19 protein-coding genes and 2 pseudogenes are annotated in these 22,601 nt (G+C 68.4%); 6 read left to right on the top strand and 15 right to left on the bottom strand.

Features of this window, described 5'->3' with window-relative positions:
• Nucleotides 1–17: 17 nt before the first annotated feature.
• Together V5D55_RS14470 and V5D55_RS14465 are read right to left on the bottom strand one after the other, a co-directional pair.
• On the bottom strand, nt 18–572 hold the full coding sequence (locus tag V5D55_RS14470; RefSeq protein WP_435744218.1) for a YceI family protein: 555 nt from the start codon (nt 570–572) through the stop codon (nt 18–20).
• Nucleotides 573–753: 181 nt separating this feature from the next.
• Nucleotides 754–1,122 carry an FKBP-type peptidyl-prolyl cis-trans isomerase gene (locus V5D55_RS14465; protein ID WP_435744216.1) on the bottom strand — a complete coding sequence of 123 codons (369 nt, stop codon included), beginning with the start codon at nt 1,120–1,122 and terminating at the stop codon, nt 754–756.
• Between the two features lie 180 nt (nt 1,123–1,302).
• Here V5D55_RS14465 and V5D55_RS14460 point away from each other — a divergent pair, with 180 nt between their 5' ends.
• Both V5D55_RS14460 and V5D55_RS14455 read left to right on the top strand, forming a co-directional pair.
• A complete protein-coding gene (locus V5D55_RS14460) occupies nt 1,303–2,025 on the top strand; it encodes a FadR/GntR family transcriptional regulator (RefSeq protein WP_435744214.1) in 723 nt (240 codons plus the stop codon).
• A gap of 20 nt (nt 2,026–2,045) precedes the next feature.
• A complete protein-coding gene (locus V5D55_RS14455) occupies nt 2,046–2,753 on the top strand; it encodes a cache domain-containing protein (protein ID WP_435744212.1) in 708 nt (235 codons plus the stop codon).
• Nucleotides 2,754–2,897: 144 nt separating this feature from the next.
• On the opposite strand, the gene V5D55_RS14450 is transcribed toward V5D55_RS14455, so the two are convergent.
• The gene (locus V5D55_RS14450; protein ID WP_435744210.1) at nt 2,898–3,587 is read right to left on the bottom strand and encodes an alpha/beta fold hydrolase; all 690 of its coding nucleotides are present in this window, start codon (nt 3,585–3,587) and stop codon (nt 2,898–2,900) included.
• Between the two features lie 47 nt (nt 3,588–3,634).
• On the bottom strand, nt 3,635–4,942 hold the full coding sequence (locus V5D55_RS14445; protein ID WP_435744207.1) for a PrsW family intramembrane metalloprotease: 1,308 nt from the start codon (nt 4,940–4,942) through the stop codon (nt 3,635–3,637).
• A gap of 89 nt (nt 4,943–5,031) precedes the next feature.
• Here V5D55_RS14445 and V5D55_RS14440 point away from each other — a divergent pair, with 89 nt between their 5' ends.
• A complete protein-coding gene (locus V5D55_RS14440) occupies nt 5,032–5,901 on the top strand; it encodes a fumarylacetoacetate hydrolase family protein (RefSeq protein ID WP_435744205.1) in 870 nt (289 codons plus the stop codon).
• An 81-nt stretch (nt 5,902–5,982) separates the two neighbouring features.
• On the opposite strand, the gene V5D55_RS14435 is transcribed toward V5D55_RS14440, so the two are convergent.
• A complete protein-coding gene (locus V5D55_RS14435) occupies nt 5,983–7,443 on the bottom strand; it encodes an aspartate ammonia-lyase (RefSeq protein WP_435744203.1) in 1,461 nt (486 codons plus the stop codon).
• 50 nt (nt 7,444–7,493) lie between these two features.
• Nucleotides 7,494–8,423 (bottom strand): metallophosphoesterase, encoded by a 930-nt coding sequence (locus V5D55_RS14430; RefSeq protein WP_435744201.1) that lies wholly within the window; start codon nt 8,421–8,423, stop codon nt 7,494–7,496.
• Between the two features lie 60 nt (nt 8,424–8,483).
• Here V5D55_RS14430 and V5D55_RS14425 point away from each other — a divergent pair, with 60 nt between their 5' ends.
• Entirely contained in the window at nt 8,484–9,050 is a 567-nt protein-coding gene (locus V5D55_RS14425) for a TetR/AcrR family transcriptional regulator (protein WP_435744199.1), read from the top strand.
• A gap of 23 nt (nt 9,051–9,073) precedes the next feature.
• Here V5D55_RS14425 and V5D55_RS14420 read toward each other — a convergent pair whose 3' ends face one another.
• Both V5D55_RS14420 and V5D55_RS14415 read right to left on the bottom strand, forming a co-directional pair.
• Nucleotides 9,074–9,409 carry a peptidase gene (locus V5D55_RS14420; protein WP_435744197.1) on the bottom strand — a complete coding sequence of 112 codons (336 nt, stop codon included), beginning with the start codon at nt 9,407–9,409 and terminating at the stop codon, nt 9,074–9,076.
• A complete protein-coding gene (locus V5D55_RS14415) occupies nt 9,406–10,782 on the bottom strand; it encodes an inorganic phosphate transporter (RefSeq protein WP_435744195.1) in 1,377 nt (458 codons plus the stop codon). Before V5D55_RS14415 ends, V5D55_RS14420 begins: the two co-directional genes overlap by 4 nt.
• Nucleotides 10,783–10,938: 156 nt before the next feature.
• Here V5D55_RS14415 and V5D55_RS14410 point away from each other — a divergent pair, with 156 nt between their 5' ends.
• Entirely contained in the window at nt 10,939–13,038 is a 2,100-nt protein-coding gene (locus V5D55_RS14410) for a S9 family peptidase (RefSeq protein ID WP_435744193.1), read from the top strand.
• Between the two features lie 43 nt (nt 13,039–13,081).
• Here V5D55_RS14410 and V5D55_RS14405 read toward each other — a convergent pair whose 3' ends face one another.
• The 6 genes and pseudogenes from V5D55_RS14405 to truB all read right to left on the bottom strand — a co-directional run bounded on the left by V5D55_RS14405 (nt 13,082) and on the right by truB (nt 19,380).
• Nucleotides 13,082–14,110, bottom strand: coding sequence for a 6-phosphofructokinase (locus tag V5D55_RS14405; RefSeq protein ID WP_435744190.1), 1,029 nt, complete (start codon nt 14,108–14,110; stop codon nt 13,082–13,084).
• A 201-nt stretch (nt 14,111–14,311) separates the two neighbouring features.
• Nucleotides 14,312–16,455, bottom strand: a pseudogene (locus tag V5D55_RS14400) (DEAD/DEAH box helicase).
• Between the two features lie 224 nt (nt 16,456–16,679).
• Nucleotides 16,680–17,630 (bottom strand): bifunctional riboflavin kinase/FAD synthetase, encoded by a 951-nt coding sequence (locus V5D55_RS14395; protein ID WP_435744188.1) that lies wholly within the window; start codon nt 17,628–17,630, stop codon nt 16,680–16,682.
• A complete protein-coding gene (locus V5D55_RS14390) occupies nt 17,627–18,037 on the bottom strand; it encodes a hypothetical protein (RefSeq protein ID WP_435749316.1) in 411 nt (136 codons plus the stop codon). The genes V5D55_RS14395 and V5D55_RS14390 overlap by 4 nt, the downstream gene beginning before the upstream one ends.
• Nucleotides 18,038–18,121: 84 nt before the next feature.
• On the bottom strand, nt 18,122–18,490 hold the full coding sequence (locus V5D55_RS14385; protein ID WP_435744187.1) for a hypothetical protein: 369 nt from the start codon (nt 18,488–18,490) through the stop codon (nt 18,122–18,124).
• Complete coding sequence (gene truB / locus V5D55_RS14380; protein WP_435744184.1) at nt 18,487–19,380, bottom strand: tRNA pseudouridine(55) synthase TruB; 894 nt, start codon at nt 19,378–19,380, stop codon at nt 18,487–18,489. Before truB ends, V5D55_RS14385 begins: the two co-directional genes overlap by 4 nt.
• A gap of 88 nt (nt 19,381–19,468) precedes the next feature.
• On the opposite strand from truB, the pseudogene V5D55_RS14375 reads away from it, so the two are divergent.
• A pseudogene (locus V5D55_RS14375) lies at nt 19,469–20,334 on the top strand (A/G-specific adenine glycosylase).
• 20 nt (nt 20,335–20,354) lie between these two features.
• On the opposite strand, the gene V5D55_RS14370 reads toward V5D55_RS14375, so the two are convergent.
• Nucleotides 20,355–22,433 (bottom strand): response regulator transcription factor, encoded by a 2,079-nt coding sequence (locus V5D55_RS14370; protein WP_435744182.1) that lies wholly within the window; start codon nt 22,431–22,433, stop codon nt 20,355–20,357.
• Between the last annotated feature and the right edge of the window lie 168 nt (nt 22,434–22,601).

Raw genomic sequence — 22,601 nt, 5'->3', positions numbered from 1 at the left:
AAGAAACTGCGATCCGGTCAGTCCTGCTGCAGAGCACCCTGCAGGTCGAGGCTGATCATGACGTCCTTGCCGACCAGCACGCCACCGGTCTCGAGTGCGGCGTTCCAGGTGAGACCGAAGTCCTCGCGGTTGATGACGGTCTTCGCCGACGCGCCTGCCTTGTAGTTGCCCCACGGGTCGCTGCCGAAGCCGCCGAAGTCGAGCTCGAAGCTGACCGGCTTGGTGATGCCGCGGATCGTCAGGTCGCCGTCGACGAAGAGCTCGCCATCCTCCGCACGTGCGCCAGTGGAGACGAACTCCATCGTCGGGAAGTTCTCGGTGTCGAAGAAGTCACCCGAGCGGAGGTGCGCGTCGCGGCCTTCGTCCTTCGTGTCGATCGACGTCACGTCGACGGTTGCCTCGACCTTGGCCTCCAGCGGGTTCTCCGGGGCGATCAGGGTGGCGCTCTTGACCCCGAACGTGCCGCGGACCTTCGAGATCATCATGTGACGGACGCTGAAGGTGACCTCACTGTGCGAGGGGTCGAGCACCCAGGTGCCTGCGCGGTAGCCGGGAATGTCGATGCTGGTCATGGTTTCTCCTCTGGAGAGATCAGCCGCTGCTGCGGCGAGGGACAGGGGCCGCGTTCGCGGCATCACACGTTCCAACTTACATTCACCGACATATATTCCCCTGCATGAAGATTGACGCCGAGGACGACGAAGCGCCTCGCCCCCGCGAAGGGACGAGGCGCTCTCACGACGAGTGGTGGGCTCAGCCGACGGCGACGAGATCGATGATGAAGATCAGTGTCTTGCCGGAGAGGAAGTGACCTCCGCCGACGGGGCCGTATGCGAGGTGCGGCGGGATGACCAGCTCACGTCGTCCGCCGACCTTCATGCCGGGGATGCCGTCCTGCCACCCCTGGATCAGGCCGCGGAGCGGGAACTGGATGGTCTCGCCACGCCCCCACGAGGAGTCGAACTCCTCGCCGGAGTCGAACTCGACCCCCGCGTAGTGCACCGTCACGGTGTCTCCGGGCTTCGCCTCGGTGCCGTCGCCTTCGATGAGGTCGCGGATGACGAGCTCCGTGGGAGCGGGGCCGGAGGGTGCGTCGAACTCGGGCTTTGTGCGATCAGTCATGTCTCCATCCAACCATCATCGGTCGCGCTCGGGGGCGCCGATGCTTGCCGGGACTGAGGACCGTGGTGCGAGAATCGAAGCATGGAATCGATATCGACCTCTCATCAGGCCGCCGATTCCCGCACGCCGCCATCGTCGAAAACCGCGGAATCGCGGCAGCCGCATCGTCTGCAGGGAGTGATGTTCCGGCCGATCGGCGACGAGGGGCGCGCCGAGCTGGTGGAGCGCCGGCTGGTCGATGCGATCACTCGCGGTCACCTGCGCGCCGGCGAGCGGCTGCCCTCCGAGGCGGATCTCGCGAAGAGCCTCGGTGTCGCCCCGGTGACGGTGCGCGAGGCGCTCCTCGCCCTCCGCGGGCGTGGTCTCGTCATCACCCGAAGAGGACGAAACGGTGGCAGTTTCGTCGCGGATCATGCGGATCCGCTGTCGTACGCCCGAGAGGCCGTCGGCAAGACCTCGCGGGTCGCCCTGCGCGACCTCGGGGCGCACTACGCCGCGATCACGAGCGCCTCCGTGCGCCTTGCAGCGCGCCGCGCCGACCCTTCCGAAGCGCAGCAGGTGCGCCGACGCATGGAGCGGCTGGACGGACTCGACGGCGATGCGCAGCGACGCCTGCTCGACGACGTGCAGATCGAGATCGTCGCGCTCAGCCAGTCTGCCCGCCTGACCCGGGAGCAGATGAAGCTGCAGGCCGAATTCTCTCCGTTTCTGCGCCTCGTCGCCCACACGATCGAGGATCGCCATCGACAGGCCGCGCAGCTCGGCGCGGTCATCGATGCGGTCGAAGCGGCGGACGCCGATGCTGCCGGCGCCCGCACCGAGACCATGGTCGCCGAGACCATCGACGCGCTCATCCAGCTGCAGTTGCCACCTCAGGCCGAGCGCCCAAGTGGAACGACATAGACACGTACAGGAGGAACAGCATGAAAACGGGAACCGACATGGCGACTCGCAACGCCGTGACGATCGTCGAGGAGTATTTCGCTGCCCCGATCCGCAGTCTGCGCGACTGGGTGTCGCCGTTCGCCGAGCAGGTTGCCGAGGCCAGACGCGCCGGCCCGCTCACCAGCGCCGGACTCGACGCGCTCGTCGAGCCGCACGCCCTGACCATGCTGGGCCTCGGCGCGGTACCGGTGTACGGCGCCGGGTTCATCGCGGCCATCGATCTGCTCGCCGACGCCCACAGCCACCTCGCGTGGTGGCAGGGTGAGGACCGCAGACAGCTGGTCCTGGCCGCGCAATCGGTCAACAAGGAGAACATCGACTACAGCGCGCTCGAGTGGTTCCGCGTGCCGATGGCCACCGGCGAGCCCCACGTCGCCGGGCCGTACGTCGACTATCTCTGCAGCGACGACTACACGATGACGATCGCCGTCCCCGCCGCTGTCGACGGCGAGCGGATCGGGGTCGCCGGTCTCGACCTTCTCGTCGCATCGGTGGAGCGCGAACTGACCCCCCGGTTGGCAGGGCTCGGCTCCGAGGTGACGCTCACGAACAGCGTGGGCCGGGTGGTTGTCTCGACCGATCCCCGCTGCGCTCCCGGCGACTCGGTGCGTGGAAGCCGACTGGCCGATCTCCCCCGCGTCGCCTGCGCAGGAGTCACACTCGACGTGATCGTCGGAGGCGTCTGAGCGGTCATCGGCTCCTCCCGCACAGAACAAGCCCTTGACACTCCGCGAGGGCGGGTGCACCCTGTTTACAGACCAACTCAGCGCCCGGGAGACTAGCAGGCATCGCCGCAGCACCGGGCGCTGAGTCTTGCTTTCGGCAGGTCGTTATCCTTGCTCTTCCGCGTAACGCAGCAGCAAGGTCGCGATGTCAGCGGGGCGACTGAGCATTGCGCAATGGCTCCCGGCGACCTCGTCCGCGACGATCCCGAGACGTTCGCTCGCGAGGCGACGGAGAAAGCTCGGCGGGAAGAAGCGATCTTCTGTGCACACGATGAACCTCGTCGACACGTCGGGCCAGGCGTCGAGGGGCCATGGTGCCGCCATCGCGGCGGCCGACGGGTGCGCACGCTCCCGACTCAGAGCGTCGGCGGCCAGTTCTCGCGGGACGTCGTGGTAGAAACTCACGTACGGATCCTCGTGTCCGGTCAGCCCGCCGTCGCGCGCAGACTGCTCCTCCACCGCCGCGGCGTAGCCCGTGCTCTCCCACCATCGCTCGGGTGGTTCTCCCGGAACCGGGATCATTCCGGCCAGCAGCACCAGGATGTCCGCGCCGAGACGCTCGGCGACGAGCGGCGCCGTGAAGCCCCCGAATGAGTGCCCGACCACGATCACGCCGCGCCGCAGGCCGATGTCCGCCACGACGGCATCCGCGTAGTCCACGAGCGTGAGCGCGTCGTCGTCTGCGGGGAGGTCAGGCGCGACGACCTCATGCCCGTGCGATTGCAAGACTGCCGCGACCAGGTGCCACGACCACCCGACGTCCCCGCCTCCGTGGATCAATACGAAAGTGCTCACCGGCGAGCCACCTCTCTGTCGCGGGAAAGCGTACGCCGGTGCCGAGCTCAGTAGGCCAGCAGGGCTGCCCGCGTCGCCCGCGTGCGGATGAGCAGCGCACGCTCGTCATCGGCCGCGAGCGGGTCGCGACCGGTGATCGCTCGCTGTCGCACCGACGCCAGCGAGGTGGCGTCCTTGATGAACTCCCGCATCAGAGGGCGCCGATCACCTCGCAGCTGTCGCGCCCAGGTGAGACCCACCTTGCGGCCCGCCGGCGTCGCCAGCATCGTGACCTCCTCGGGAGTGAACCATCCGGCCGCCGCGTAGTCGCCGAGCCGCGCCTTCGTGAGACGCGATTCCTCGCGGCGCAGCGCGATGATGCCGATGATGAACCCGACGAAGAGCGGCACCTGCAGCGTGAAGTACAGCCCGAAGAAGTCGGCGAACGTCGCCGAGCCGTTCCACAGCCCGTGCAGCAGGATCGCTCCCAGCATGCCGAGGAGACCCGCGCCGAGTGCCGTGCCCGCCGATGCGTGACGGCGAGCCGCGAGCCCGATCGCGAAGCCGGTCAACGACGTGAACATGGCGTGCGCGAAGGGCGAGAGCAGCGCCCGCACCACGAAGGTCACGGTGAGCTGTTCGCCGCCTCCCTCGATGAGGCTGATCGCGAAGTACTGGATGTTCTCGGTGAACGCGAAGCCGGCACCCACCAGCGCACCGTAGACGACACCGTCGACCGGACCGTCGAACGCGCGTCGAGCCATCAGGAAGACCAGGAAGACGCCGAGGCCCTTCCAGAACTCCTCGACGATCGGCGCCTGGACGACCGCGGAGAACTCGTCGGTGCGCACGCCGAGCAGCAGCGTCAAGCCGATGTCGACGAGGAGGGTGAGCCCGATCGCCGCGATGGCACCCCAGGCGATGGCGAAGACGACGAGGCGCTTCGGCTCGGGTTCCCACCGGTCGATCATGCGGACGCCGAGGAAGACGATCGTGAGCGGGATGAGCGCGAGCACGAGACCGATCACGGAGGCCAGCGGGCCCAGAGCCCAGCCGAAGTAGCCGATCAGCGCGAGAAGCAGGAAGCCCAGGAAGCCGAACAGCCAGAGCGAGACCGAACGCCCCTTCTTCGTCGGCACGGGCAGCGCGGGAAGGGATGCCGCAGGCGAGGGGGCGACCGGCGCCGGCGGCGTGTAAGGGGTCGGCTGCGCCAGCGCCGAGGCGTATGTCGGCTGCTGCGAGAACTGCGCCGGCGTGTACGGCGAGCGAGAATACTGCGGTGCCGAGTACTGCGGCGGCGGCGACTGCTGCGAGGGAGGGGTGTAGGGCGTCGGCTGCTGCGGCTGGGGCGGCTGGGGAGGTCCTCCGAAACTCATAGCCAAAGCATATGGGTCACAAGCGGGATCACCTCCTTATGGCGGACTCCTCCACACGGCGATCCTCCACCACCGGGTAGCGTAGAAGCATGCGGTTCGCTCATCTGCGCCGTCCGGACTCCTCCGTCGCGGTTCTCGCCGTGATCCAGGATTCGGACGCCATCCTCGTCTCTGACCTCCTCAACGATGCTCCTGCCACTCTGCAGAAGCTGATCGAGAGAGGAGACGGCGTGCTCGACGAACTCCGCGCGGCACTCGCGGACGGTTCGGCCCCCCGGCATCCGCTCGGCGACTGGACGTTCGATTCCGCGGTCCTCGCTCCCCCGGCCGTGCTGGCCGTCGGACTCAACTACGCCGCACACTCCAGCGAGCTCGGACTCAAGACCGACGCTGCGCCGACGGTGTTCACCCTCTGGCCGAACTCGCTGAGCGGGCACGAACAGATCACCTCGTGGAGTCGTGCTCTCAGTGAAGCCGTCGACTACGAGGCCGAACTGGGCGTGCTGATCGGCACCCCGACGAAGGACGTCAGCGAGGCCGACGCGCTGTCGCATGTCTGGGGCTACACGGTGGTCAACGACATCACTGCCCGCAACATCCAGTTCGCCGAGGCGCAGTGGTCCCGCTGCAAATCCTTCGACGGATTCACCCCCACCGGACCTTTCGCCGTCACCGCGGATGAGGTCGCCGACCCGCAGGACCTGCACATCTGGGCCGTCGTCGACGGCAACACGGTGCAGGATGCCAGCACCGGTCAGATGGTGCGGTCGGTCGCGAAGCTGATCGCCCACCTCTCGCAGTCGGTCACGCTGCTGCCCGGCACGCTGATCTCCACCGGGAGTCCCGGCGGTGCCGGCTACTCGCGCGATCCGCAGATCTTCCTCCGCGATCATTCGACGGTGACCGTCGGGATCGACGGCCTGGGCGAACTCACCACCTACTGCCGCGTCAACGACTGACGACGCACCTCGCGAACGAGAAGGGGACGGATGCCGCCGGCATCCGTCCCCTTCGTCGTTCGAGCGCTGTCAGCAGGCGGCTCAGATCCCTACGAGGTCCTCGGGGGTGATCACCGGGATCGCGGCGGTGATCGCCTCGAGGCCGGAGAGTCGCGCCGGCGAGAGCTGCTTGATCACTTCGTCGCGCGACATCAGCCCGGCCTCGACGACGAGGTCGGCCACGTTGCGGTTCGTCAGCAACGCGGTCTTGGCGAGCGCGGCGGCAGCGGCGTAGCCGATGAACGGAGTGAGCGCCGTGATGACGCCGACGGATGCTCCGACCATGGCCCCGAGGCGATCGCGGTTCGCCGTGATGCCGTCGACGCAGTTGACCCGCAGGGTCCACATCGCCTGACGCATCCAGGTGATCGACTGGAAGATCGAGTGCGCGATGACGGGCTCGAACGCGTTGAGCTGGAGCTGGCCCGCCTCGGCCGCCATCGTCACCGTCATGTCGGCGCCGGCGACGGCGAAGGCGACCTGGTTCACGACCTCCGGGATCACCGGGTTGACCTTGCCCGGCATGATGCTGGAACCGGCCTGCATGGCAGGCAGATTGATCTCACCGAAGCCTGCCTGCGGCCCGGAGGAGAGCAGTCGGAGATCGTTGCAGATCTTCGACAGCTTCATCGCGTTGCGCTTGAGGGTCGACGAGAACGACATGAAGGAGCCGGTGTCGCTGGTGGCCTCGACGAGGTCGGCCGACGTCACCAGGTCGAGCTCGGTGATCGCGCGGAGGTGCTTGAGCACCGCCGGCGCGTAGTCCGCGTGGGTCGTGATTCCGGTGCCGATCGCCGTGGCGCCCATGTTGATCTCGAACATCAATGACGCGTTCTCGGTGAGCCGGGTGTGGTCGAACCCGAGCGTCGAGGCGAAGCCGTGGAATTCCTGGCCGAGAGTCATCGGCACCGCATCCTGCAGCTGCGTGCGACCGACCTTCAGCACGTCATGGAACTCGCGCGACTTGCCGAGGAACGACAGGCGCAGCAGGTCGAGCTCCTCGAGGAGCGAGCGGAGCGTGAGCGACAGGCCGATCTTGACGGCGGTCGGGTACACGTCGTTCGTCGACTGGCTGCGGTTGGTGTGGTCGATGGGCGACAGGAAGGCGTAGTCGCCCTTCTCCCGTCCGGCCATCTCGAGCGCGATGTTGGTGATGACCTCATTCGCGTTCATGTTGGTCGACGTGCCGGCACCACCCTGGATGACGCCCACCGTGAACTGGTCATGGAACTCGCCGTCGATGACGCGCTGCGCGGCCCGATCGATCAGATCGGCACGCTCCGGGTCCAGCACCCCGATCTCACGGTTCGCGCGAGCGCTGGCCTGCTTGACCATCGCGAGCGCGACCACCAGGTCGGGGTAGACCGAGATCGGACGCTTGGTGATGGGGAAGTTCGCATCGGCGCGGGCAGTGTGGATGCCCCAGTACGCGTCGACGGGGATCTCCATGCTCCCGAGGGAATCGGACTCGGTGCGGGTAAGGGCAGGCGCGGCAGAAGCCATGTCACATCCTTGTGGGTCGTGGCGGGTGAGAAGCGGGGGATGCTCCCAGTCTACGCGGCTCCGCGTGGAGGTTTGCGGGAGAACGCTTCGAGACGCCCTTCCGGAGAGAGACCTGCCATGCGGTCGAGCCATTCTTCGGAGAAGTACTCCCCCGTCACCGCCCCGTCGACCGGGACGACCGTGTGGGTGATCGTGTCGGGATGCACGTGGACGAGCTGGAATGCCTGCGCAGCATCCATCCCGTTCACCTCCGCGGCCGGGAGCGCGACGTTCATCGTGTAGCAGGTGGCCGACGAGACGCTCACCGGGACGCCGGCGAACGTGCCGTGCGACGAGTAGTGCAGGTGCCCGGCCAGGATGCCGCGGACGTCCGTGTCACGGATGATCTCGGCGAGTTCGTCCTGATGGCGGAGTTCGAGGATGTCGAACAGCGGCACGTGACTCGGCAGCGGCGGATGGTGCATGGCGAGCAGGGTGCCATGCGGGGCCGGCTCGGCGAGGACCCCTGCCAACCATGAGAGCTGACCCGCGTCGAGATCGCCGTGATGCCAGCCGGGAACGCTGGTGTCCAAGGCGACGACGCGCAGCCCGTCGAGATCCCACACCCCGGTGACAGGCTCTTCGGTCGGAGCGAGATCCAGCAGATCTCGGCGCAGGGCGGGGCGCTCGTCGTGGTTTCCCGCGACCCAGATCACCGGCGCCCCCAGTTCGGCGGCCACTGGCTCGACGGCCGTTCGCAACCGCCGATAGGCGTCGGGCTCGCCCAGATCGGCGAGGTCGCCGGTCACCACGATGGCGGTCGGATTCGGATGCACGGTGCGGATGGCCTCGAGGGTGCGGGCGAAGTTCGCCTCGACGTCGTACCGTTCTCCCAGCCGTGCGCCGCCCGCGAGGAAATGCGGGTCGCTGACGTGGATCAGCACATGGGAAGCGGGCTGGTGTCGGCCGAAGATGTGGGGGCTACCGGTGCCTGCTGACATGGCATCAGCCTATGCGCCGCGCGACTACTGCGGGTGTAGTGATCGCACTAGGATGTCGCCATGGCCAAGAACGAGAGCAGACGTCGATCGATCGCGGATGCGGGCCTGGCCGTTCTCGCGCGTGAGGGATCCCGTGGACTCACGCATCGGGCCGTCGACGTCGCCGCCGGCGTGCCGACCGGAACGACCTCGAACTACTTCCGCAGCCGTGACGCGCTGGTGGAAGGTCTCGTCGAACGCATCGGCGAACGGCTTGCTCCGACAGAAGACGATCTCGCCCGGCGATCGGCGGGCACCCCCGGACCCGAGCTCTTCGCGGACTACATCCGCGACATCGTGCGGCGCCTGAGCGACGACCGCGACGTGACGATCGCGCTGTTCGAGCTCCGCCTCGAGAGCAGCCGACGCCCCGAGGTCGCGGCGGTGCTCGGCGCCTGGCAGCGCGCCGGATTCGAGGGCGATGTCGCATTCAACGCCCAGACGGGGCTCCCCGGCGGACGGCGCGAGATCGCGCTGTTCCACTACGCGATCGATGGGCTCCTGCTCGATCGACTGACCACATCGATCGATCCGGAGACGTCGACCGACGACATCATCGACGACCTGGTCGCCGGGCTGCTGCGCTGAAGCGGGTGATCCCACCTCGACGGTCAGTGACCGACGACGATGATGAGGATGCCCGCGATCACGGCGGCAGCGCAGAGGACGAAGCATCCGTAGGCCCCGACGAGGGCCAAAGTCTTCTGCCCTTCGGTGAGGGGACTCTTCTTCGCCGCCTTCGCCGCCTGCTTCGCGGCACGCTTGAGCTCCTTCTCCGAGATCACCGTGATCGCGTCGGTGAACTCCGCAGGGCTCACCACCGGAGCACGGCCGCTGCGCACGAGGAGTCGGAGTCCGACGGCGTAGAACGTCACGATCGCCGTCGCGCCTACCAGGGCGGCGACGAACACCTGGAGGAAGGCTGCCCAGTCGATGGTCACGTTCATGCGGATTCCCCGTCCCGATCGACATCGACGGGTTTCGCGATGTTGCCGGACTTCGACGACTTCCCCGACTTCGAGGCAGCCTTGGCCTCTGCCTTCTTCTTGGCCTTCGCCTTGGCGTCGGCCTTCGCCTTCTCTCGCGCGTCGGCGCGGGCCTTCGCCTCGGCCTTGGCCTGCTCGATGCGCTGCTGGCGGCGCGTGGGCGGCGGAGTGTCGGGAAGGTCGACGGCGAGGCCGGATTCCGCGACATCGCTCATGGCGTTGGCGTGGGTCACCGCGTTGCGGCGCGAGCGCATGAAGAGACCGAGGATGATGACGACGGCGATCACCGCATCGATCGCGACACCCCAGTTGCCGAGCCAGACGACGAGCAGCGCCGCGAGTGCACCGACCCCGCCGGCCGCCGGAAGCGTGAGCAGCCAGCCGATGCCGATTCTGCCCGCGGTCCGCCAGCGGACGGTGGAGCCGCGGCGGCCGAGGCCCGAGCCGATGACCGAGCCCGAAGCCACCTGTGTGGTGGAGAGGGCGAATCCGAGTGCGCTCGAGGCGAGGATGGTGGCGGCCGTCGAGCTCTCAGCCGCGAAGCCCTGCGCAGGCTTCACATCGGTGAGCCCCTTGCCGAGGGTCCGGATGATGCGCCATCCGCCCAGGTAGGTGCCGAGGGCGATCGTGAACGCACACGCGATGATGACCCACAGCTCGGGCTCGTGGTGCGCGCCCGACTGCCAGCCGATCGTGATCATCGCGAGGGTGATGACACCCATGGTCTTCTGGGCGTCGTTCGTTCCGTGCGCGAGCGCGACCAGAGAGGAGGTGAAGATCTGCCCCCAGCGGAATCCGTCGCGGCCATCCGGCTTGCCGTCGTAGCGCCGAGTGATCGAGTAGGCGATCTTCGTCGCGGCGAAGGCGATGATCCCCGCCGTGATGGGCGCGATGAGCGCGGGCAGCACGATCTTCGAGAGCACTGCTCCGAAGTCGATACCGCCGAGGCCGGCACCGACGAGAGTCGCACCGATGAGTCCGCCGAACAGTGCGTGCGAGGAGCTCGAGGGCAACCCGAGCAGCCACGTCAGCATGTTCCAGGTGATCGCACCGATCAGCCCCGCGAAGATCAGGGACAGGAAGAGATCCGTGCCCGCCGCGATGATCGCGTCTTCCTTGATGATGCCGCCGGAGATCGTCTTGGAGACCTCCGTCGACAGGAATGCGCCGACGAGGTTGAGGACGGCGGCGAGGAGGACGGCGGTCTTGGGTTTCAGCGCGCCCGTGGCGATGGGCGTGGCCATCGCATTGGCGGTGTCGTGAAACCCGTTCGTGAAGTCGAAGAAGAGTGCCAGCGCGATGACAAGCACGACGATGAGGGCTGCGGTTTCCACCGTTCGCTTTCGGTCGTTGAGGAAGAAAGGAGGTGTCGACGGGATCGACGTGACGAACGAAGAGTTCACCGTGGGTTTGACTTCCGTTAACCGGCCCCGCTCGATCCTCCCACCCTGCTCCGTGCCGGTCAACTCGACCTGGGATAGCGTGGGACGGTGACTGACGCCCCTATCGCAGACCGCCGCTCCACCATCCGCACCCATCACGGCGACACCGTCGACGATCCGTACGAATGGCTGCGTGCGAAGGACTCCGCAGAGGTCATCGCCCACCTCGAGGCGGAGAACGCGCACACCGACGCCGAGACCGCGCATCTCGCCTCGCTGCGCGAGCAGCTGTTCCAGGAGATCAAGGGACGCGTGCAGGAGACCGACCTCTCCGTGCCGACCCGCCGAGGCGACTGGTGGTACTACAGCCGCTCCGAGGAGGGTGCGCAGTACGGCATCCACTGCCGCGCCGCCGCCTCCCCGGACGACTGGACTCCCCCGCGTCTCGAGGCCGGTGTTCCGGTCCCCGGTGAAGTGATCCTGCTCGATGGCAACGTCGAGGCCGAGGGGCACGAGTTCTTCTCCCTCGGCGCGTTCGACACCTCGGACGATGCGACCCGACTGCTGTGGTCGACCGACTTCGAGGGCGACGAGCTGTACACGGTGCACGTGCGCGATCTCACGACGGGCCAGACCCTGGACGATGAGATCCCGAACACCGGTGGCGCGTTCTTCACTCCGGACGGCACCGGGATCCTCTACACGACACGCGACGAGGCCTGGCGACCCGACACCCTGTGGCTGCACCGCATCGGCACGCCGATCGCCGAGGACACCCAGCTGTTCCACGAGCCGGACGAGAAGTTCTGGCTCGGCGCCGGGATCACGCGCAGTCGTCGCTACCTGGTGATCGGCGTCGGGTCCAGCATCACCAGCGAGGAGTACCTCGTCGACCTCGAGGGCGAGCTGACGGCCGAACCGCAGCTGGTGTGGCCGCGGGTCGAGGGCGTCGAGTACTCCCTCGAGCATGCTGTCGTCGACGGCGAGGACCGCCTGCTCATCCTGCACAACGACGGCGCCCTGGACTTCGAGCTCGTCTCAGTGGCGGCATCCGCGCCGCAGGGAGACCGACGTGTGATCGTCGCGCACGAACCCGGCAGGCGCCTGCTCGGCATGGACGCCTTCCGCGACTTCGCGACGATCGAGTACCGCAGCGAGGGCCTCGAACGGGTCGGCCTGCTCGACTACGCGACGGATGCCATCGATGAACTCGCCTTCGACGAGCCGCTCTACTCGGCCGGCGTCAGTGGGAACCCGGAGTGGCACTCCCCCTACCTCCGCCTCGGATACACGTCGTTCGTCACGCCCGGCACTGTGTACGACCTCGACCTCGCCACACGTCAACTGCTGCTGCGCAAGCAGGTCGCCGTCCTGGGCGGGTACGACCCGGCGCAGTACGGTCAACGGCGGGACTGGGCGACTGCCTCCGACGGCACGCGCGTGCCGATCTCACTGGTGTGGAAGCGATCGTTCGGCGAACCAGGCGCCGAGGTGCGCCCGGTGCACCTCTACGGCTACGGCTCGTACGAGCACTCGATCGATCCGGGCTTCTCTGTCGCCCGGCTGTCGGAACTCGACCGCGGGGTGATCTTCGCAGTGGCCCACGTGCGCGGCGGCGGGGAGATGGGCCGGCAGTGGTACGAGGAAGGCAAGCTGCAGAACAAGCGCAACACCTTCACCGACTTCGTCGCGTGCGGCGAACACCTGGTCGCGACAGGCGTGACGGCCCCGGATCGCCTGGTCGCCGAGGGCGGCAGCGCAGGCGGTCTACTGATGGGCGCTGTGGCGAACCTCGCGCCCGAGCTCTTCGCCGGAATCCTGGCGGGTGTCCCGTTCGTCGATGCGCTCACGACGATCCTCGATCCCTCGTTGCCGCTGACCGTGATCGAGTGGGACGAGTGGGGCGACCCGCTGCACGACGCCGACGTCTACGCCTACATGAAGTCGTACACGCCCTATGAGAACGTCCGCGACGGCGTCGACTACCCGCGCATCCTGGCCGTGACCTCGCTCAACGACACCCGCGTGCTCTACGTGGAGCCGGCGAAGTGGGTCGCCCGGCTGCGCGAGGCAGGTGCAGCCGACGTGCTGCTGAAATGCGAGATGGTCGCCGGGCACGGGGGTGTCAGCGGGCGCTACAACTCCTGGAAGGAGCGCGCCTTCGAGCTCGCCTGGCTGCTCGACACGCTCGGGCTCGCCGAGGCGTGACCCGGGCTCACTCCGACTCAGGCGTGAGCCCCCACCGCGGCGCTCAGCCGAAGAGCGCGGCGGCCTCGTCGTAGCGGTAGCGGGGCACGGTGTTGAGCTCGCCGAGCGCGTCAGCGAAGGGCACTCGAACGATGTCGGTTCCCTGCATGGCGACCATCTGGCCCCACGCGCCGTCGACGAGCGCATCCGCGGCGTGCAGTCCGAGGCGAGTCGCGAGGACACGATCGAATGCCGAGGGCGACCCGCCGCGCTGGATGTGCCCGAGGATCGTCGCCCGCGTCTCGATGCCCGTGATGCGCTCGATCTCCGGCGCCAGCTGATCGCCGATGCCGCCCAGACGGGGGCGGTTGAAGGCGTCGAGACCCTTGTCGCTGTATGCCTCTTCCATGCCGAGCAGCTTGAAGCCCTCGGAGACGACGACCAGCGGTGCGCGCCCGCGGTCATGGGCGCTCGCGACGAGCGCCGTGATGTCGTCGATCGACATGGGCACCTCGGGGATGCAGATGACGTGCGCGCCCGCGGCCATTCCCGCGTGCAGCGCGATCCAGCCGACGTGGCGTCCCATGACCTCGGCGACCATGCAGCGCTGGTGGGAGTCGCCGGTCGTGCGCAGGCGGTCCATCGCGTCTGTGGCGATGTTCACGGCGGTGTCGAACCCGAACGAGTAGTCGGTGGCCTGGAGATCGTTGTCGATCGTCTTCGGCACTCCGAGGACCTTGATGCCGTCCTTGGACAGGCGGTCGGCCGCCGCGAGCGTGCCCTCGCCGCCGATCGCGACGATGCCGTCGATCTTGTGTCCGTAGAGGGTCTTGGCGATGTTCTCGGCGCCGCCGCGCTCGCCCTCGTAGGGGTTGGTGCGGCTGGTGCCGAGGATCGTGCCGCCCACCTTCGACAGCCCCTTCACCTCGTGCCGAGTCAGCGGCATGAAGTCACCCTCGACGATGCCTCGCCAGCCGTCGCGGATGCCGACGAACTCGAGGTCGTACGTGGTGGTGCCCTTGAGCACGATGCCGCGGATGACCGCGTTGAGTCCGGGGCAGTCGCCGCCGCTCGTCAGGATGCCGATCTTCATGCTGGTGCCTTCAGACGTTCGAGAAAAGGGGGAATGGCGACGCTGCCTGCGATCGACACTAGTGCCCCGGCACGGTCGGACGCCATTCGAGGCAGGTGAAAAACGTTGATCTTGACGTGCATCGCCCGCGATATCTGCGATCTTGGCGCGATGACGTGAAAATCGACCGAAACGACCGTTAAGAACGGCGTTTCTTGAGCCTTACGCGCTGCCGAGCGCCTGACGCAGCAGATGCATGAGCGCGGCCAGCTGAATCGGCTCCGCCGCCGTCTCGTCGATCGCCTCACCATCGAGCGCCCGAGCCGCCAGACCCTGCTTCTGGTCGATCAGCTCGGCGATCTTCGTGTCGATCGTGTGCGCTGCGATGATGCGCCACGCCGTCACCGGCTCGTCCTGGCCGATGCGGTGCACCCGGTCGATCGCCTGCGTCTGCTCCGCCGCCGTCCAGGACAGTTCGGCGAGAACGACGTTGGACGCCGCCTGCATGTTGAGGCCGACGCCTGCGGCGGTGAGCGAGCAGACCGCGATCCCGACGTCCGGGTCGCTGTTGAAATCGTCGATCGCCTGCTGGCGAGCCGTCGAGGTCTGGTCTCCTCGAATCGACACGGCACGGATGCCCGCAGAGGCGAAGTGCGCCTCCGCCTGGTCCATCACGTCGATGTGCTTCGCGAAGAACACGACCTTGCCGACCGAGCGCTGCAGCTGCGCTGCGTAGTCCGCGGCGAGCTGCGCCTTCGCCTGACCGATGCGGCGGACCATCGTGAAGACGTTGTCTCCGCCGGTGCCCGCAGCCTTCGACTCCTCGAGTTCGTTCTGCGCGACCAGCCGCACGATGTCGTCGTCGATCTCGCCGGGCGCGAGCCCGCGGTCGCCACGTGCCTCGATGATGCGACGGTAGCGAGCGGCGAGCCGCTCCCCCAGTTCGCGCTCGGCCTGACGGATGCTGCGCCCGAACTCGTCGTCGAGCTGCACGGGCAGGTCGGCGATGAGCTTGTCGGGAAGGTCGGCCGCGACGTCCTTCTTCTTGCGGCGGACGATGCCCATCGAGATGACGGCGTCGCGTGCCTCCGGATAGAAGGCCTTGTCGGCCGGCGTGTAGCCGGTCGCGTCGAGCTTCTCCATCAGCTCAGGCCCGGGCTTCTCGCCCGTCGTCCAGCCGAGGAACCGCCAGATCGCATCGAAGTCCTCGACGTCGTTGATCAGCGGGGTCCCGGTGAGGGCGAGCATGAGCGGATTTCCGCCCGGCGTCCGCTCGCGGACACGCGACGCGAGCGACAGCACATTCTGCGACCGCTGCGAGGAGAGGTTCTTGATGAAGTGCGCCTCGTCGACGACCATGCCTCTGAGACCGATCGATCCGAGCCACGAGAGGTGGCGATCGAGGATCTCGTAGTTGACGATGAACACGTCGGCGAACGCGTCGATGTCGGTGCCGTCGCCCTGGATCACCGTGGCGCGGCGCTGCGGCGTCCACCGCTCGACCTCGCGCGCCCAGTTCATCTTGACGACGTTCGGCACGACCGCCAGCAGCGGATACGAGTCCGCGATCGATGCGGCGAGCAGCGACTGCGCCGTCTTGCCGAGACCCGGCTCGTCGGCGAGGAGGAAGCTGCGGTGCCCGGCTCGGACGGCTTCGAGGAAGCGCGACTGGTGCACCATGACCTCGAGGCCCTTGGGCGACAGGTGATCGTACTCCGGTGCCGGAGGCAGCTCCATCGTGGCGGCAGAGCCGCCGGCGCCGTCTCGAACGCCTTGTACAGCGGGCCCATGAGCTCCCAGCCGTCGAGGCGACGACGCGGAGTCGACGTGCTGCGCGGAGTCAGGTCCGGCGCCAGGAAGGGGTTGGCCAGCTGCCGCGACTCGACCGAGGGCGGCGTGACCTGACGCTCGGCGATGGCGGCCGGTACCGACGAGATCTGCACCGGGGCGGCATCCGCGATGATGAGCTCTTCCGGCGCGAGCTCGGCGCCGGACTCGAGCAGCCAGTCCCGTCGCATCCTCTTGGCCACCGGCGACGTCGCCTGGTCCGCCTCGAGCAGCTGGATGAGCGAGGTGTCGCGCGCGGCGGTCTTCGCGAGGATCGTGGCGACGCCGTCGAGCCGCTTGAGCAGCTCGGCACGGGCGGGATCGCCGATCTCCGCGTCCGCCTTCACCCTGGCGCGTTCCTCACGCACCAGGAACGCGATCACCTGGAACTTGACCCGGTTCGTGGGGCCCAGCTTCCCGCGCTGCGACTTCGCCTCGATCTCGCGCACCTTGCGCGCGAGGATCGGGATGAGGGGGGCCTCGTCGTCTCGACGGGACGTCTTCTTGCGCCGCGTGGCGGCGGTTGCCGTGGTCGGCATGCTCCTCCTGAGCGTGAAGGCCCTGGCATCGCCATGAAACCGGGGGCCGTTCTCGATGTCCGCGTGTGGCGTGAGCCAGGACCGTACGAACAGTAGTTCCGGTTGCCGCCGATGCACGCGAGACGCGTGAGGATCGGCGAGAACCGAGATCTAGTCTACGTCATTCCGCCCGGTCGACACAGGATTTCGCTGTCGGCGCGCGCATCCGCTCGTCTGATCGCGCGCTACGCCTGGGTCGCGAGGACGACTCTGGCATCGGCGACATCGACCGCGATCTGCGCTGAGAGCTTCTCGATTCCCTCGTATGCGACCATGCCCCGCAGCCTTCGGACGAACTCCACGGTGACGTCGTGTCCGTAGAGCTCCAAGCCCGTCTCATCGAGCACGTGCGCCTCCACCTGACGCTCCAGGACGTCGTCGAAGGTCGGGTTCGTGCCGACGGAGATCGCCGACGGATGCCGGATGCCGGTGTCATGATCGACGAGCCAGCCGGCGTACACGCCGTCGGCCGGGACGAACGCGTCCACGATGGTCGAGAGGTTGGCTGTCGGGAATCCGAGTTCGCGGCCGCGCTTCAGTCCGTGCACGACCTCGCCCCGCACGTCGGGATATCGCCCGAGCGCGTGAGCGGCTTCGACAACGTCGCCCTCGATCAGAAGTTCGCGGATCCACGTCGACGACACCCGCCGCTCGGATCCGGGAAGGTACACGTCATCGACGACTTCGACCGTGAAGCCATGCGTCGGCCCGAGCTGCCGGAGCAGGGCGGGCGTGCCCTCTCCTCCGCGCCCGAAGCGGAAGTCCTCGCCGACGAGCACCTGCGACACGCCGAGCGCGCCGACGAGGATGTCGACCACGAACGCCTCGGCGCTGCGGGAGGCGAGCTCCTCGTCGAAGGTGAGCACGAGCGTCGCGTCGAGTCCGAGCTCGCCCAGGAGCTCGAGCTTGCGGTCGACCGTGACGACGTTCTCGGGGCAACGGTCGGGGCGCAGCACCGCGAGCGGGTTGCGGTCGAAGGTGACGGCGACGGCCTGGCTCCCCGACTCGGCGGCGGCTTCTTTCAGACGCTTGATCACCGCGCGGTGTCCGGCATGCACGCCGTCGAACTTGCCGATGGCCACGGCGCTCGGCCCGAAGCCCTGTGGAACCTCCTCGGGAGCGCGGAAGACGATCACGCGCTGACCTCGATCGGGCGGTCGGCGGTCACCGGCCGGTGAGTGCGGAGCCACCAGATGCCGAACACGGGGAGCACGAGCGGGATGAACAGGTAGCCGCGGCCGAACAGCGACCACACCGTCTCGTGCTGGAAGAGCTCAGGCAGCAGGATGCTCAGCAGGCCCACCACGATCACGCCGGTGAGTTCGAACACGATCGCGATCCACGCGACCGTGTACCAGCCGCGCCGGCGCGCGAGCACGAGCGCCAGCGTCGCGAGGACATAGACGGCTGCGGCGAGTGCGGAGAGCGAGTACGCCAGCGGTGCCTCGTCGAATCGGCGGACGATCTGCACGAAGCTGCGCCCTGTGGCAGCCAACGCCATGACGGCGTAGACGATCACGAGGACGCGACCGATTCCGGTCATCCGAGTGGAGGGGGCGTGGGTGCTCATAGCGCATTCCATCCTAGAGCCGCGGGAAGCGGCGGAGCTCCGCGCCGACCTGCGGCGTCACGCGATCTGGACGGACCAGATGACCTGCATCCGCCAGAGCATGATCGCGATGGCGAGCGCCGCGACACCCAGGATGACCGTGCTCCACCTGCTGCGCTCCATCAGCGCCCAGAGGACCGCGCCGACCGGCAGCAGCGCCGCCGAGACGAGATACACCCAGAACTCGAGCAGGTCGCCGGTCGGTGGATTGCCCGCGAACGGTGCGACGATCGCGACGACCACCTGTACGACGAGGAGCACTTCGACGAGCGCGAGCGCACCGACCGAGTAGTCGCTCGGCCGACGGCCCGCGAGGCCCGCGACAAGGCAGAACCCGCCCGCTGCGACGGCCACCACGACCTGCACGATCGTCAGCCACATGATCATCGGTCGGCCTCCGGCATGTTCATCGCGCTCTTCAGGTCGGCCCCGCGCTTCTCGACGATGCCGACCAGGGTGCCCTCGTGGTCGATGGCCGCTGCCAGCGCGCCCTCGAGCCGTGCGGACTGACCGCCGAGTCGTTTGCCGTGCCGCAGGTCACGAGCCTCCTCCGCCGTCACGGGAAGCGGCTGCAGGATGCGCGCGGCAGCGTCAGCGGGGCTCAGGGTGGGGGCGCCCTCGAGATCGTCGAGCACGACGGCATCCGCCACATCGAAGGGGCCGACGCGGGTGCGGCGCAGTGCCGTGAGGTGCCCGCCGACGCCGAGCGCGCTCCCGAGGTCTCTGGCCAGCGCACGGATGTAGGTCCCGGACGAGCAGTCGACGAGCACGTCGAGGTCACGGAAACCGTCCCCCGCGCGCTGCTCGAGCACGTCGAATCGAGAGACGATCACGTCTCGCGCAGCCAGCACGACCTCTTCTCCTGCCCGCACGCGGTCGTATGCCCGGCGCCCGTCGACCTTGATGGCCGAGACGGCACTGGGAATCTGCGAGATCGCGCCGGTGAGCGAAGCGACGCCGGCACTCACTGTTGCATCCGTGACGCCGTTCCATGCGTCGGGCGCGGCACGAGTGAGGATCTCACCATCGGCGTCGTCGGTGCCGGTGGTCTGTCCCAAGCGAATCGTCGCGGCGTAGGTCTTGTCCGCACCGACGATGTACGTGAGCAGCCGGGTCGCCCCTTCGATGCCGATGACGAGCAGCCCGGTCGCCATCGGGTCGAGAGTCCCCGCATGGCCGACCTTCCGAGTGCCGAACGCACGCCGTGTGCGTGCGACGACGTCGTGACTGGTCATTCCTGCTGGCTTGTCGACGAGGAGGATGCCGGGCGAGACCATCCCCCCAGCCTACGATGCCTCTGAACCTGTCCCCGTCCTCACTTAGGCTGTCGTGGTGCCTCAGACATCGTCGCTCTCGCCTCAGGCGATGCAGCCACTCACCGAGTGGTACCGGGCGGACGCTCGGGACCTGCCGTGGCGGCGAGCGGCGTTCCACGATGAGTTCGGTGCGTGGGGTGTGCTCGTGAGCGAGTTCATGCTGCAGCAGACACCCGTGACGCGCGTCATCCCGCACCTGGAGGCGTGGCTGGCACGCTGGCCCACACCAGCGACGATGGCGGCCGCCTCGGCCGCCGATGTCGTGCAGCAGTGGGCCAACCTCGGATATCCGCGCCGGGCATTGTGGCTGCACCGTGCGGCGATCGAGGTCACCGCTCGACACGACGGAATCGTTCCGCGAGACGTCGATGCGCTGCTGGCCCTCTCTGGCATCGGCGACTACACCGCGCGGGCCGTCGCGGTGTTCGCCTACGGCGACCGGCATCCGGTCGTCGACACGAACACCCGCCGAGTACTCGCCAGGGCCGTCGAGGGCCGCGCGCAGCCCTCTCCCCGTCCCGCAGGGACCTCGACCTGATGGCCGCGCTGCTGCCGGCGGATGACGCGGAGGCCGCGCTCGTGAATGCGGCGGCGATGGAACTCGGTGCGACCGTGTGCACCGCCCGCTCTCCGCGCTGCGAGGCCTGTCCGCTCGCGGGCCGCTGCGCCTGGCTGGCCGCAGGGCGACCCGACACAGGCGACACGCGGCGCCGACAGGCGACGTATGAGGGTTCCGACCGCCAAGCGCGCGGAGCCGTGCTGCGGATGCTGCGCGCGGCAGCCCCGGATTCTGTGCCACTCGTGGCGGTGCTGCCGGAGTGGCCGGATGCACAGCAGCGCGACCGTGCGATCGATTCGCTCATCTCCGACGGGCTCGCCGCAGCCGACGGCGAAGGACTCTCGCTGCCCCGCTGAGCCGCGCGGCGGTTCCGCGGTCAGAGATGCTGGTTCGTCCGGTGTGCGAGTGCCGTGAGTTCCGCGCGCCTGCGCACGTCCAGCTTCGAGAAGACGCGGCCGAGGTGCACCTCCACCGTGCGCACCGAGACGTGCAGCCTCGCTGCGATCTCGCGATTGCCCGCTCCACCCACCGCGAGCATCGCCGCCTCGAGTTCCCGTGCCGTGAGGAGCTGCGACCACGCATGTCGGCAAGCCTCCAAGGGGTCGACCCCAGCGTTCCCGGCGCCTTCGAGCACGTCGAGGCGTTCCAGGCGGTCGCGAACCGATTGCGTCCACGCCGCCGCCCCCGCGAGGTCGAACAGACGCTGAGCGCTCAGCAGGTGCCGACGGGCGATGACCGATTCGCCGCGGATCGCGCATTGGATGCCGAGCATCGCCTCGACTCTGGCACGCCCGAAGGGAGAACGCAACGTGCGGATGGCCGCGTGCACCTCATCGTGCTCCGTCCGCCATCGCCCGTCGGTCGTCGTGGCGATCCGGATGCGCAGCTCGTGCGCCAGGAAGATCTCGGGTGGAGCGATGATGCCGGAGTCGGCCGTCGCAGACTCCCGGGTCAGCGCGACCTCATCGAGACCGGGCACAGCGAACGCCGTCTGTGGAGCCCCGAGATCGAGCCAGAGGCGCACCGAGGTCGCAGCGTCGTCGAACTCGCCCGCGAGGAACGCAGAGATGGCACCATCCAGCAGCACGTCGATCTTCATCGCCGGTGGGAGCGCCGCCGTGAGCGCGCGCGACACGGCACCGAGTTCACCGAGGACCGCGAGATCGAGCCGCCGGGCCAGCACGACCCCGAGGCCGGCGAAGGGCATCGCGATCGGCAGGTCGAGGGCGGCATGGATGAGCCGGTCACGCGCGAACCCGATATCACCGCGCCAGGTGAGCAGCAGGACCTCGACGACGGATCGATAGGCACGCACGACGGGGCTGAACTCGAATCCGGCCACGAGGGGGTCGACTTCGGCGTCCATCGCGTCGTGCGTCGTGCCCAGCAGACGGAGTCCGCGGTCGACGTCGCCGTCCAGGGCCGCCCGAAGCGCGCGGAGGATCCGCCCGGTCAGCGGACCGGATCCCGCGACGTCTTCGAGGTCGCGCTCCCCCGCGATGAGCCAGCTCAGCGCCACCACCGGGTCACGCAGTTCCCGTTCGGCGCCGACGCGAGCCGCGCCATCCCGCAGGGCGTCGAGCCACGCGCGCATGCCCGCACGGTCTTGACGCTCGGCGCAGAGCATGGCGGCGAGGGCAGCCGCACGGGTCCAGGAGTACCAGTCGTCCGGGTCGTCGGAGCGCGGCCGGAGGGATCCCGGATCCACCTCGGGCACGGCGCCGTTGAGATGGGCGCGTGCGGCGATGAGCCCGGCGAGTCCCTGGAGCCGGTAGCGCTCCGCGCCGTCCGCGAAGAGGCGTCCCAGCCACGCCGAGGCCTCCACCGCGAAACCGGCACCGACCGAGGACGCGCCGGCGACGAGACGCGCCTCATCGCGGTCGAGGCCGACCGCGTGCTTGCTCGCCTCGCGAGCGAGCAGGAGCGCGCGGTCCGGGTAGCCCGCCTCGGAGAGCTCCCGTGCGATGCGAGTGAGCTCGGCCGCAGTCTCCGGGTCGCCGTGGAACGACGCACGGGCGCGGTGCCAGTCGGCGCCCACACGATCGCCGTGATTGCCGCAGACGCTGCTGAGGCGTTCGTGAACGGTGCCGACCACGGCCGCGCCCGTGCGTGCCCGGAGCCAGATGGCCAGCCGCGGATCGACGAAGCGGGCGCGCCCCGCGCGCAGGACAAGGTGACGACCGATCGGAGATGCGGCGATCTCCACGGCGGAACGACCGTCGAACTCGAGCAGAGGATCGAGCCGATCGTCGAGCGAAACCGAGAGCGCGAGGAGCAGGTCGCGATCGCGCGCAGGGAGGAGCAGTTCGTTGAACGCCTCCGCGATGGCGGGCACCAGCGGAAGCGGGGTGGGCAGCGGGCGCAGACCGTGTCGCTGAGCCGGCGTCAGGCGCGCTGCGACCTCGCGGATCGTCCGCGCATCGGAGTTCAGCTGTGCAGCGAGTCGGGAGACCACGTGCGGAGCGCAGCCCCACTCTCCCGCGAGGAGCTCGTCGATCAGCGCCTCGACGATGGCGGGCGCGATCGACCGATCACCGTGCGCGTTCGAACCCTCGATGCCGATCCCCCTCAGCTCGGCGGGAACGATCCCGCAGAGCCGAGGCTAGCAAGTCAGAGGGGCCCG

Origin of the sequence: Microbacterium sp. PMB16, assembly GCF_051294855.1 — a bacterium.
Lineage (GTDB): Bacteria > Actinomycetota > Actinomycetes > Actinomycetales > Microbacteriaceae > Microbacterium.
The sequence above is the reverse complement of the archived record's forward strand: the minus strand, read 5'-3'. Positions and strand labels throughout refer to the sequence as shown.